The 12,391-nt window shown below is 39.8% G+C and carries 12 protein-coding genes; 10 read left to right on the top strand and 2 right to left on the bottom strand.

Annotated features, from left to right (window positions below):
* Position 1: 1 nt before the first annotated feature.
* From udk to ACE198_RS06995, 4 genes are all read left to right on the top strand, one after another.
* Positions 2-637, top strand: a complete 636-nt coding sequence (gene udk, locus ACE198_RS07010) for a uridine kinase (RefSeq protein ID WP_098575581.1) — start codon at positions 2-4, stop codon at positions 635-637.
* Between the two features lie 161 nt (positions 638-798).
* Positions 799-1,275 (top strand): transcription elongation factor GreA, encoded by a 477-nt coding sequence (gene greA, locus ACE198_RS07005; protein WP_026563493.1) that lies wholly within the window; start codon positions 799-801, stop codon positions 1,273-1,275.
* Positions 1,276-1,362: 87 nt separating this feature from the next.
* The gene (locus ACE198_RS07000) at positions 1,363-3,123 is read left to right on the top strand and encodes a peptidoglycan D,D-transpeptidase FtsI family protein (RefSeq protein ID WP_251457459.1); all 1,761 of its coding nucleotides are present in this window, start codon (positions 1,363-1,365) and stop codon (positions 3,121-3,123) included.
* A gap of 114 nt (positions 3,124-3,237) precedes the next feature.
* Positions 3,238-3,933: a YrrS family protein gene (locus ACE198_RS06995; RefSeq protein WP_251457456.1), complete on the top strand. Its 696-nt coding sequence runs from the start codon at positions 3,238-3,240 to the stop codon at positions 3,931-3,933.
* Positions 3,934-3,977: 44 nt separating this feature from the next.
* Here the strand turns inward: ACE198_RS06995 and ACE198_RS06990 are convergent, their stop codons facing one another.
* Entirely contained in the window at positions 3,978-4,181 is a 204-nt protein-coding gene (locus tag ACE198_RS06990; RefSeq protein ID WP_251457453.1) for a DUF2536 family protein, read from the bottom strand.
* A gap of 324 nt (positions 4,182-4,505) precedes the next feature.
* Here ACE198_RS06990 and mtnN point away from each other — a divergent pair, with 324 nt between their 5' ends.
* The 6 genes from mtnN to ltrA all read left to right on the top strand — a co-directional run bounded on the left by mtnN (position 4,506) and on the right by ltrA (position 10,344).
* Positions 4,506-5,201: a 5'-methylthioadenosine/S-adenosylhomocysteine nucleosidase gene (mtnN, locus tag ACE198_RS06985; RefSeq protein WP_251457450.1), complete on the top strand. Its 696-nt coding sequence runs from the start codon at positions 4,506-4,508 to the stop codon at positions 5,199-5,201.
* Between the two features lie 13 nt (positions 5,202-5,214).
* Positions 5,215-6,138, top strand: coding sequence for a PLP-dependent cysteine synthase family protein (locus ACE198_RS06980; protein ID WP_251457447.1), 924 nt, complete (start codon positions 5,215-5,217; stop codon positions 6,136-6,138).
* Positions 6,139-7,275: a bifunctional cystathionine gamma-lyase/homocysteine desulfhydrase gene (locus ACE198_RS06975; protein ID WP_098575575.1), complete on the top strand. Its 1,137-nt coding sequence runs from the start codon at positions 6,139-6,141 to the stop codon at positions 7,273-7,275.
* Between the two features lie 488 nt (positions 7,276-7,763).
* Positions 7,764-7,904: a YrzI family small protein gene (locus ACE198_RS06970; protein ID WP_081825320.1), complete on the top strand. Its 141-nt coding sequence runs from the start codon at positions 7,764-7,766 to the stop codon at positions 7,902-7,904.
* 45 nt (positions 7,905-7,949) lie between these two features.
* Positions 7,950-8,090, top strand: a complete 141-nt coding sequence (locus ACE198_RS06965; RefSeq protein ID WP_098575574.1) for a YrzI family small protein — start codon at positions 7,950-7,952, stop codon at positions 8,088-8,090.
* 991 nt (positions 8,091-9,081) lie between these two features.
* On the top strand, positions 9,082-10,344 hold the full coding sequence (ltrA, locus tag ACE198_RS06960; RefSeq protein ID WP_375375077.1) for a group II intron reverse transcriptase/maturase: 1,263 nt from the start codon (positions 9,082-9,084) through the stop codon (positions 10,342-10,344).
* 87 nt (positions 10,345-10,431) lie between these two features.
* Here the strand turns inward: ltrA and ACE198_RS06955 are convergent, their stop codons facing one another.
* Positions 10,432-12,228 (bottom strand): M3 family oligoendopeptidase, encoded by a 1,797-nt coding sequence (locus ACE198_RS06955; protein WP_251457441.1) that lies wholly within the window; start codon positions 12,226-12,228, stop codon positions 10,432-10,434.
* Between the last annotated feature and the right edge of the window lie 163 nt (positions 12,229-12,391).

Below are 12,391 nucleotides of genomic sequence, written 5' to 3'. Positions count from 1 at the left end.
CATGATGCGTAAACCGGTTGTTATTGGTGTAACCGGCGGCTCCGGCTCCGGAAAAACCAGTGTAACAAAATCCATTTATGAAACGTTGAAAGATCTTTCGATTTTAGTTATAGAACAGGATTATTATTATAAGGACCAGAGTAATTTACCATTTGAAGAGCGTTTGAAAACAAATTATGATCACCCGCTTGCGTTTGATAATGACTTACTTATTGAACATATCGAAAAACTTTTACGATATGAAATCATCCAAAAACCTGTTTATGACTATTCAATCCATACACGTTCTGACAAGGTCATCCCTGTAGAACCAAAAGATGTAATCATTTTAGAAGGAATCTTAGTACTTGAAGATGAACGACTACGAAATTTAATGGACATTAAATTGTACGTAGATACGGACGCAGATTTACGAATTATCCGCCGTTTGACACGTGATATTAGTGAGCGTGGCAGGACCTTTGATTCCGTTATTGAACAATATCTAAATGTTGTTCGTCCGATGCATAATCAATTTATTGAACCTACTAAGCGATATGCAGATATTATTATCCCTGAAGGCGGCCATAATCATGTGGCGATTGATTTAATGGTCACAAAAATTCAAACAATTCTTGAACAAAAGTCTTTTTTATGAAACAATAGCAAGGAATAGTCTAAATATTAATTTCAGACTGGAAAAATATTTTCTGTCGCGCGCCCTTATAAAAGAGGACGCGCTACTATCTATTATGCTGATGGGCATAGAATTACATAGAGTACATACACAATTCTTAAGGACTAGAAGGAGTGAGGGTTTTGGCTACAGAGAAAGTATTTCCGATGACACAAGCAGGTAAAGAAAAACTGATCCAAGAACTTGAATATTTAAAAGCTGTGAAACGTAAAGAAGTGGTGGAGAGAATTAAAATCGCGAGAAGTTTTGGTGATTTATCTGAAAACTCTGAGTACGATTCTGCGAAAGAGGAACAGGCATTTGTTGAAGGCCGAATTACTACTTTAGAAAATATGATTCGTAATGCCAAGATTATTGCAGAGGCTGCCATGGCAAGTGACTCTGTAACATTAGGTAGTTCTGTTACGTTTGTTGAGCTTCCAGATGGTGATGAAGAAACGTATTCGATTGTCGGAAGCGCTGAAGCTGATCCATTTGAAGGGAAAATCTCTAATGATTCCCCAATCGCCAAAAGCCTTTTAGGTAAAAAAGTAGGCGATCAAGTATCAGTTCAAACTCCTGGCGGAGAAATGAGCGTCCGAATCGTTAGCATAAAATAATCGTTATTATAACTATTTTTGGTCTTTCATTTGAATAATTGATTGAAATAAGAAAACCTCGTCAAAACTTTTGACGAGGTGTTTTTTATGTGGCGAAAACGAGCGATAGGATGGCTTATAATATCTATAACCGGTTTGCTATTACTTTTAGCACGTTTAATGCAAATACAGTTAATTGAGACAGAGACATTTTCGAAACATAATGTAAATTTACTAGAAGAAAGCGTAAAACAACGAACACAGGAACTAGTTATTGATAATGGCAGAGGGAATTTTCTAGACAGAAATGGTGAAATGCTCACGCATAAAAAGGTGTCTGTTCTAGTCCTTTTCCCTTTTTTAAAAAAAATGGACTGGGATACTGACAGGGTATCTGACATTTCTGGTATACCTGTAGAGGTCCTTAAAAAGGCTGTGGAAAGAGCGAAAAAGCCTTTTGCCTTTGGTGACCCTGAACCTTTAGAACTTACGACTTCACAAAAGGATAGAATCAATCGTTTGAAAATCCCAGGAGTATTTGCGATTGAAAAGAAATTTGAGCGTTCAGAAATACCAGCAGAGCAGCTAATTGGGCTTACAGGAGAAAATGCAACCGAATTAAAGAAGCGTTACCCGGATAAAGAACTAACCGAGAAAACCTTGATTGGTGTATCAGGGCTGGAAGAAAGTTTTGATGAATTCCTTCTTCCTGAAGGAAAGTCTAAGCTCATTTATCATGTCGATGGAGGCGGGGCGCCCCTGTTTGGAATTAATGTGAAATATGTGGATCCGGCTAATCCGTTTTATCCTGTTAATGTTCGGACAACCCTTGACAAGACTTTGCAGCAAAAAGCGGAGGATTTAGTGGACCAATATGAAATTAAAAAAGGGGGGGTGGTTCTTCTTAATATTGAGGATAATAGCATTCTTTCACTTGTTTCGCGGCCAACCATCAATAAAAATGATCCCTATAATGGTGCAGGAATGACAAATATGATGTTAAAACAGCAGATTATGGGTTCAGTTTTCAAAACGGTTGTCGCAGCTGCGGCTATCGATCATAATCTTGATAATCCGCAGCGACTGTTTGATTGTAGTAAGAAAATCAATGGAAAACCTGAGTTAAGATATAATTACGGAATGTTGGACTTTACGAATAGCTTTGCGAGAAGCTGTAATCGAACGTTCGGGGAAGTAGCAAAGGAATTGCAAAAAATAAATCCACACCTTATAGAAGACTATGCAGAAAAACTGTCGCTTACAAGTTCTGTTGGCTGGCATGGCGATATTTTTCATACAAATGATTTTAAACAACTGGCTGATGAAGATAGAGGCAGAGTATTTCTATCGGATGATGCAAGAAAGGATGCAAATATCGCGGCGATGTCTGGAATTGGTCAGCATGAGGTACGGGCAACTCCTTTGGCTGTCGCTAATATGATGGCAACAATCGCAAGAGGTGGAGAAAAAGAGATGGTAAGAGCCGTCTCAAAAATAGAGTATAAGAACGGGACGACAATGGCAGATTTCCCAAAGCAAAACCTAAAAGGTGAGAACATCTCTCCTTATACCGCAATGAAACTTCAAAGATTACTGCGGGAAGTTGTCGTAAACCCAAATGGAACGGGAAGATGGTTTAAAGACTTGCCCTACGAGGTCGCAGGGAAATCCGGGACAGCAGAGACTGGAAAATATCAAGCGGGGATGCAGCTGCATAATAAATGGTTCGCAGGTTATTTCCCTTATGAAAATCCCAAATATGTCCTTGTTGCCGTGAATTTAGATGTGCTCGATTCGGAGGGCGGAGTAAATTTGTTATTCGCTGAAATGGTAAAAATGTTATATCAAAAAGATCATGGAATGCAATAGGAAATGGTTTTTCCTTCAAGTTCTCTTGAAATCATGTTAGAATATTGAGAGTCTATAAATGTCGGGCTCCAGTCTGTAGGGGAGTTCTGTATTTTTACTTAGGAGGGAATAATTTTGACTAATAACATTAATTCTAAATCACGTTCAGGTTATCGTGCAAAAAGAAAAAAGACTAATATCGTCTTAAATAGTTTAATCGTCGTTGTACTCTTACTGATAATTTTTGTCGCATACAATATTTTTGCTACAGGAAATGATAATGCATCACCAAAAAAGGAAACAACGAAAACAGAACAAAAAGAATCGGCACAAAAGGATACAGAAAAAACAAAGTCGGAAGATGTCACTTCAGCTGAGGACGACACTGATACTGATACTGCTGCACAAGAAGAAGAACTAAGTGAAGAGACTTCAACAACGGAAGAATCCGCAACGACAGAAGATTCTTCAGCTACTGAGGAAGCGGATAAATCACAGGAAGTGGTAACAGAGGGTGATGGGGGAAGTGAGACTGAAAATTCATCATGGGAGCCTGTTGGTACAACTCAAACGGGCGAGCATATCGCTAACTATGATAAATCTTCCGCTGACTGGCAAGAAATGTTAAATGCTATTTCCTATGCCACTGGTTTAGACCAAGCCAACATGACAGTATATTGGCTTGGAAGAGATAAATCTACCGCAAATGGCTCGTTTAGCACAGTCGCTTCAAAAGATAATAAGCAGAAGTACAATGTCTACCTTCAGTGGGTGGATGGCCAAGGCTGGAAACCTACCAAGGTAGAAGATCTCTCTGGGAATGACCATTAAAAAATGGATAGTGAAAAACCTCTCAAAATCTCTGAGAGGTTTTTTTATTTCTTTTTAAAATGGACAACAGCAGTAAAATATGTTTGGCCATTTTCATTAACATGCATTTGGTGGGAAACGGAATGGACAGAAAGTAAAATTGCCCGATTTTCGTCAATTTGCGATTCAATCTTTTTTTGTAAGGTTTTTAAATTATTTGCCTCAAAAAATTCCACTTTATCCTCAATAAGTTCAAATTGAAAATTCATATGATCACCTTCCTATTGTTTGTATTTTAGCTTTTTCCAAGAATTCGCACAACGAAATTGTGAAGAGCCTGGCAAATATAATTCGTTGGGAACAGGTTTTTCACGAACCCATATGATACTTATAGGATTGGAGATATAGCTCTGTCGCGGGGGAAATTGGAGAAGTACTTGCTGTATTATTAGCATGCTTTTTTCAAAAACGGTAGAATAGTGTTTGCGGATACGATGGATGAATCCGAGGAAGATTATTAGCAGAAACGTTACGACCTTAAACAAGGCTAGACAGCTAAGGAAGGCGTAAAAAAATGAGAAAGAGGTCCAAGTATGAAAATCGCAATTATCGGAGCAATGGAAGAAGAAGTTACCTTACTTAGAGACAACATCACCAATCAAACACAAGAAACCGTCGCAGGATGTGAGTTTACTTTTGGGCAAATGCATGGTGCGGATGTTATTTTGCTCCGCTCTGGAATCGGGAAAGTAAATGCGGCCATGTCAACGACTATCCTGTTAGAAAAATATAAGCCTGATTGTATCATAAACACTGGTTCTGCAGGTGGCTTTAACCCATCACTTAATGTGGGAGATGCGGTTATTTCTACTGAAGTCAGACACCATGATGTTGATGTAACGGCATTTGGCTATGAATATGGTCAAGTACCACAGCTGCCTGCTGCATTTTTAGCAGATGAAAAATTAATTTCAGTTGCTGAAACAGCTGCACAAGAGCTTGATAATTTCCAAATTGTTAAAGGCTTGATTGTCACAGGAGACTCATTCATGGAAGACCCGGTCCGAGTTGACTTTGTCCGGTCTAAATTTAATGACCTGCAGGCCGTTGAAATGGAAGCAGCAGCGATTGCCCAAGTGGCCCATCGATTTGGAGTTCCTTTCGTAATTATTCGTTCGCTTTCAGATATTGCTGGAAAAGAATCCGAACTTTCGTTTGATCAATTCATTGATAAAGCGGCGACCAATTCTGCAACCCTTGTAATGAAAATGGTGACAGCTTTACGATAGTAGAGGTGGAAAAATGAAGGTTTATAAAAATGTTCATGAGCTGATCGGGCATACCCCGATTGTTGAGATTTCACAGTTTCCTTTGCCTGATGGAGTTCGTATTTATGCAAAGCTAGAATTTATGAATCCAGGCGGCAGTGTAAAAGACCGCCTTGGGGTCGAGCTATTACAGGAAGCATTTGCATCTGGAAAATTGCAGACCGGTGGAACTGTGATTGAACCCACCGCCGGGAATACCGGGATTGGTTTAGCACTTGCTGCTATTAACAAAGGAGTACAGGTGATCCTATGTGTTCCTGAAAAGTTTAGCATGGAAAAGCAAGATTTAATGAAAGCACTTGGAGCTAAGATCGTTCATACTCCAACTGAGCAAGGAATGAAAGGGGCAATTGCCAAGGCTGAGCAGCTTCTGAAGGAAATACCTGGTTCGTATTGTCCACAGCAATTTGGTAACCCTGCCAACCCTGAAACGTATTATAAAACACTTGGACCGGAACTTTGGGATCAAATGGACGGTCAAATTGATATCTTTGTAGCGGGAGCAGGCACTGGCGGAACATTTATGGGAACTGCTCGTTACTTAAAAGACCAAAAGAATACTGTGAAAACAGTGATTGTTGAACCGGAGGGCTCTATCCTTAATGGTGGAGAATCAGGTCCGCATAAGACTGAAGGGATTGGAATGGAATTTTTGCCAGGATATATGGATCCTGATTACTTTAATGCAATTCATACTGTACCTGATGATTCTGCTTTTGCTTTGGTAAAGGAAATCGCTATGAAAGAAGGCTTGCTGGTGGGCAGCTCTTCGGGAGCAGCCTTTCATGCAGCATTGATAGAAGCTATGGCGGCTGAGCCTGGCACAAATATTGTGGTTATCTTCCCTGATGGAAGCGAACGATATTTAAGCAAGAAGATTTTTGAAGGAGGTATTTAGATGAAAAGGAAAACCCAATTGATTCATGGTGGAATAAGTAATGATCCTGCAACGGGGGCGGTTACCTTTCCTATTTATCAAGTGAGTACGTATAAGCAAGAAGGTGTCGGTGGACATAAGGGGTATGAATATTCTCGTACCGGAAATCCTACAAGATTTGCGCTTGAGGAATTGATTAAAGAGCTTGAAGGAGGAAAAGCAGGATTTGCTTTTGGCTCTGGGATGGCAGCCATGACAGCAGTAATGATGCTGTTTAACAGTGGGGATCATGTCATTTTAACAGATGATGTTTACGGTGGCTCGTTTCGTGTAATGACTAAAGTCTTGAATCGGTTAGGCATTGATTCTACTTTTGTTGATACAAGTAAGGCTGATAATATTTTAAGTGCCATTAAACCCAATACGAAAGCGATCCATTTAGAAACACCTACCAATCCGCTATTAAAAATTACGGATATTGAGGCAGTTGCAAAGCTTGCCAAAGAACATAATCTTTTAACCATTGTCGATAATACATTTTCAACACCTTATTGGCAAAATCCAATCGAACTGGGTGCGGATATTGTTGTGCATAGTGCCACCAAATATCTTGGCGGGCACAGCGATGTCGTCGCAGGCTTAGCTGTTGTAAACAGTGAAAAGCTCGCGGAAGATCTCCATTTTGTGCAAAATTCAACAGGAGGAATCTTAGGTCCGCAAGATTCTTATTTATTAATTCGTGGGATTCGTACTTTAGGGGTTCGCTTGGAAGAGATGGAAGCCAATACAAAGGCTATTGTAGAATTTCTACAAGGACACGAGAATGTGAAGAAAGTTTATTACCCTGGGCTTGAAACACATCCCAATCATCAAATCGCCAAAAAGCAAACAAGAGGATTTGGCGGGATGGTTTCATTTGATGTTGGAAGTGCCGAGAACGCTGACAAATTACTTAGTAAGGTGAAATATTTTACATTAGCAGAAAGTCTTGGAGCAGTAGAAAGCTTGATTTCAGTACCAGCAAGAATGACACATGCATCGATACCAGCAGAACGCAGAGCAGAACTTGGAATCACAGACGGCCTCGTAAGAATCTCAGTGGGCTTAGAAGACGCAGAAGACCTCATCGAAGATCTTGACAATGCATTAAAAGCTTAAAACTTGGGTGTCAAGCACATGTGAAGAATTCACATGGTGCCTGACACCCTTTTTTAAATTAGGCTTATTAATTAATTTATAAAAACTTCTGTAAAAAAGGTTTACAAAGTGGTAGTGTATGGATATAATTACCGTAGAAAGTAAAAAATTCCAAAAAGGAGGTCGAAGAAAATGATGTTAACTTTAACTCGTAAGATTGTTGCACCAATGGGCATGACTTTAGCATCTACAACTGTATATATGAATATCAAACATTCGACCCGACTGGAATGGATTGCTTAAGATTACGTTAAGTTACCCATACATATCCATGCCGCAGGGAGAATGATCCTTTGCGGTATTTTTGTGCCTAAAAAATCACCAATCCGCAGGGGATAATCTTCTGCGGCCTTTTTGTGCCCTTTTTGAGAGCATTTTGGATATGTGCTGCATAAATTAAATTTGTTGTGACTGAGTAATTAAAAATTATTTAAAGGAGGTGGTACCACATGACCCTGAACATACTCTTCTTCACGATTACATTCAAAAAACGTGAGATCAGTCTTCAAGAGGCTGCAAACCAGGAAATGGTAGAAAAGCTTTATGAACAAAACAAGGATAAACAAATTTCCATGTACCGCTATATGTAATGGAAATCCTTAATTAAAAGCTAAAAACAAAGGAAGTGTACCGAAATGACTCTAAATATCATCTTCTTTTCGATTACGATTAAGAAAAGAAAAGTAAGTACAGAAGAAGCTATTCATCAAGAAATGGTTGAGAAGCTTTATGAACAAAACAAGGACCGTCAAGCATCCATGTTCCGCAGCATGTAATTAGCAATAAATTTGATAAAAAGAAAGGTGGTTTTAAATATGAAGTGTTTAGTAATGCAAGGTCGGGGTGCAAGTTTCTGGATTATGAAGGATACCACCTAGCTGAGAATAAAAATTAGGAGGTAACGAGATGCCGCTCCATATCTTATTATTGTCGCTATTCTTTAAATCAAAGAAAAAAAGTTCATAATGATATCATAGGTAAATATTATTGCTAATAGCCTCACTTTTTTGTTAACAAAATGTTCGAATTTCCCCCCGGTAGATACTGTGAAAATATGATAAATTCAAATTAGAAAGAACAGGATCTATCTAAGGGGTGGAGAGTATGTTCATGGTTGTGATGGCAATCGTCATTACTGCGGCAATCAGCTGCGTAATTTCAGCTGAACTTAGTGTAGAATAAAAGTAAGCATCGACCACACCAATCGGTCGATGCTTTTATTGTGTGCCCGGCATGGGTGCAGGCTCTAGGGTGCGAGTCCCGAACGGTGAAGGCAGTAGTAACCGTAGCTTAAGACAAGGATATGCGGGGTGACCTTCATATCTGAAGGAAGTCAGCGGCAAACTTCCGCTCCGAGGAACACGAATCTCATATAAGGCTAGGTGACTCTGGATGAGTCTGCAATACAAGACAAAGTCCATACTGCCGAAGGGGTCACAGAGTAAATGAGGCGGAGACATGGAAGGAAAGTCTGCACTCTTACCCGGGGAGAACCTGTCGGTATGCCGTACTCATGCGGTAAGCCTATCCGTGAGGATAGGTTGAACGACAGGCGTCAGCAGAAGCCATAGTACTTATTCGCTTAAGAGGATAAGGAAGGGCTGAACCAGTTATGGAAAATAGGGACTAGGCGTATCTTTCCTTCAATGAAACAGAAAATATGTACCTGTGTAATGAAAGAAACGGTGAATCCGTGGGGGTCTTTAAACAGGGTGGAGAACGGGAAGAACACAAACAGAATACCTATTTACGCAGGAGGTTATATCAATGTTAATGGAACGAATCCTGTCACGGGAGAACCTACTTAACGCAATTAAAAGGGTTGAAAAGAATAAGGGGAAACATGGAGTAGACGAAATGCCCGTTACTGCTCTTCGTGGACATATTATGCTCAACTGGAGTGAACTGCGAGAATCCCTCTTCGAGGGAACCTATATCCCATCCCTCGTCCGTCGAGTCGAAATCCCGAAACCAGACGGCAAAGGGAAGCGGAAACTAGGAATCCCCACCGTGACCGACCGTTTCATTCAACAGGCAATTACCCAAGTGCTTTCCAGAAAGTACGACCCAGGATTCTCCCAAAATAGCTTTGGATTTCGTCCTAATAGGCGAGCACATCAGGCTGTTAAATTAGCCCAGAGCTATATAGAAGAGGGTTATCGATGGGTAGTCGATATTGACCTTGAAAAGTTCTTTGACAAGGTTAATCATAATAGATTAATGAGCAAATTAGCTGAGAGGATTAATGATAGAATTCTCCTAAAACTAATCAGACGATTTTTAACCTCTGGTGTTTTGGAAGGCGGACTTGTCAGTCCGAACCTTGAGGGTACACCACAAGGTGGACCTTTAAGTCCCCTTCTTTCGAATATTGTTTTGGATGAACTGGATAAAGAATTGGAGAGCAGAGGACATCGTTTTGTACGTTATGCCGACGATTGTAATATCTATGTGAAATCTAAAAGAGCCGGTGAAAGGGTTATGAAGGCGATGACCTATTTTATCGAGGGGAAGCTTAAACTGAAGGTTAACAGGGATAAAAGTGCTGTAGACCGCCCATGGAAAAGAAAATTTCTTGGATTCAGTTTTACAAGAAACCTTAAACCGAAAGTGAGAATTTCACCTCAGTCAATTAAGCGGTTTAGAGATAAAATCAGACTACTCACAAGCAGACGAAAATCAATTAAGATGGAAGCTAGAATTCATAAACTCAATGAATACCTTGTGGGTTGGGTCAATTATTATCATTTAGCTGACACTCGCTCAGTAATCGCAAAGCTCGAAGGATGGCTAAACCGAAGGTTAAGAATGATTCGATGGAAAGAATGGAAACATCCACGAACTAAGGTCAAGAAGCTAATCAAACTAGGCGTACCGGAAGGAAAAGCACACGAATGGGGAAATACGAGAAAGGCTTATTGGCGAATATCCAAAAGTCCAATCCTTCATAAAACATTAGGGAAAGCCTATTGGCTTTCCCTAGGATTGAAAAGTATCACTGCTAGATATGACGTACAGCGTTCGACATAATTAGGAACCGCCGTATACGGAACCGTACGTACGGTGGTGTGAGAGGGATAAATGGAGGTTAGTCGCCTCCCCCTATCTCAATTTTCCTTATTTATCTGTTAACATTAAGAACTCATCAATATCATCAAGACAAATTTGAACGGCTTTCTCCCAGAATTCTGGTTGAGTTAAATCAACCTGTAAATGTTTCTTTGCAAGGTCTTCGACTGACATGGATGCTGTATCCCTTAACAGGGCAATGTACTTTTCTTCATAACCTTTCCCTTCTACTAGCGCCTGTGCATAAATGCCAAGTGAGAAAAGAAAACCGAATGTATACGGAAAATTATAAAACGGAACCCCAGTAATAAAGAAATGTAGTTTTGAAGCCCAGAATAATGGATGATACTCTTCTAATGCATCGTTATAGGCCATTTTTTGAGCTTCAAGCATTAACTCATTTAAACGTTCCACCGCAACAGGCCCTTGTTTTCTTTCCGCATAAAAACGTGTTTCGAATAAGAAGCGCGCATGAATATTCATCAATAAGGCAACAGTTCTTTGGATTTTGTCATCTAAAAGAACAAGTTTTTCTTCCTTATCCTTCGCATTTTTCACGGCAGCATCTGCAACAATCATTTCAGCAAAGGTTGAAGCCGTTTCAGCGACATTCATCGCATAATTGCGGTTGAGATGATGGACACCCTTCATGGCAAATGTGTGGAAGCCGTGACCTAGTTCATGTGCTAATGTTGAAACGTTTGATGGTGTTCCTGAGTAAGTCATGAAAATACGAGACTGATTACTTTCCGGAAAGAAAGTACAAAAACCGCCAGGTGCTTTTCCAGGTCGATCTTCCCCCTCAATCCATCGTTCTTCAAATGCTTTTCGAGCAAAAGAAGCCATTTTCTCTCCAAAAATCGCGAAGTTCTGTTCGATAAATTGAGCTCCCTCTTGATAAGTAACCTTTGAAGCCGTTTTTCCCAATGGAGCATCTAAATCGTACCAGCTCAATTTTTCAATACCTAAGAGCGATGCTTTCCGATCTAAATACTTAACGAGCTTTTGTTTGTTATCCGAAATGACTGCCCACATGGTTTCCAAAGTACCCTTTTCCATACGGTTAATGCTAAGCGGCTCTTTCAATATATCCTCCCAGCCTCTTTTCTGGTAAACATTTAAACGAAAGCCCGAAAGGTGATTAAGGGTTTTGGCTAATAAATCAGCCTGTTCTCCCCAAGCCTTCTCCCAATTCGCAAAGATTGCTGCGCGGATATCTCTGTCAGGGCTTGAAAATTTGTTGAAAGCCTGACCGACGGACAGTTGTTTCTCTTCTCCGTTTTCGTTAAAAGGGATTTTTATTTTTCCAACGATTAAATCATACAACTGACCCCAACTATGATAACCATCCACACCAAGGGCGCTAATTAATGCTTCTTCTTCTTTAGATAGTTTATCTTTTGCACGTTCACGCCGTTCCGTTAATATGTAAGAAAGGACATTTAATTGTTCATCCGCTAACAGCTTCGTCCAAACTTCATCAGTGATCGATGTTAATGAAATGTCAAACTTACTAAGAGCTGTTTGAAAGGCAGCACTTAAGCTGGTTACTTTGGAGTCCAAGTAGTATGCCTTTTTATCGTCTGTATTTTGTGCCTGCAAACACCCAACAAAGGCACCTGCCTGACGCAGCTTTTTAGCAGCATGCTCAAAGTCCTCAAGTAATTCTTTCAAGAGATTTGCGTCCTCAATCGCATTGAGTGGTGACCAGTTATTCACTTTTGATTGGAATAGCTCAATTAATTCTGAGGTGAGGATTAAATGGTCTGCAAATTCAGCGGATTCACTGCCACCTTTAAAAATTGCGTCTAGGTCCCAAACATCTAAATATGGAGTGGTTGTCAATCTATATACCCCCTTTATGTATTTACAATATAATTATATAAATTTCTTTCGAAAAATTCTATAAACTACGCTTTCCGAAGAATCGGTCGAAAGCGTAGGAAATTACTATTATCTTCATATTTGTATTAGTTGGTATATAGTATAATTTAAATCTAGATTTCTA

This window comes from Neobacillus sp. KR4-4 (genome assembly GCF_042136325.1).
Lineage (GTDB): Bacteria > Bacillota > Bacilli > Bacillales > Cytobacillaceae > Neobacillus.
Note: the sequence above shows the minus strand (reverse complement) of the source record. Positions and strands in the feature narration are given on the sequence as shown.

Bases quoted from the DNA above. Each gene is read 5' to 3' on its own strand.
- ltrA (WP_375375077.1), top strand. From the start codon at position 9,082: ATGTTAATGGAACGAATCCTGTCACGGGAGAACCTACTTAACGCAATT.
- ACE198_RS07000 (WP_251457459.1), top strand. From the start codon at position 1,363: ATGTGGCGAAAACGAGCGATAGGATGGCTTATAATATCTATAACCGGT.
- ACE198_RS06965 (WP_098575574.1), top strand. From the start codon at position 7,950: ATGACTCTAAATATCATCTTCTTTTCGATTACGATTAAGAAAAGAAAA.
- ACE198_RS06970 (WP_081825320.1), top strand. From the start codon at position 7,764: ATGACCCTGAACATACTCTTCTTCACGATTACATTCAAAAAACGTGAG.
- mtnN (WP_251457450.1), top strand. From the start codon at position 4,506: ATGAAAATCGCAATTATCGGAGCAATGGAAGAAGAAGTTACCTTACTT.
- ACE198_RS06980 (WP_251457447.1), top strand. From the start codon at position 5,215: ATGAAGGTTTATAAAAATGTTCATGAGCTGATCGGGCATACCCCGATT.
- ACE198_RS06975 (WP_098575575.1), top strand. From the start codon at position 6,139: ATGAAAAGGAAAACCCAATTGATTCATGGTGGAATAAGTAATGATCCT.
- udk (WP_098575581.1), top strand. From the start codon at position 2: ATGATGCGTAAACCGGTTGTTATTGGTGTAACCGGCGGCTCCGGCTCC.
- ACE198_RS06990 (WP_251457453.1), bottom strand. From the start codon at position 4,181: ATGAATTTTCAATTTGAACTTATTGAGGATAAAGTGGAATTTTTTGAG.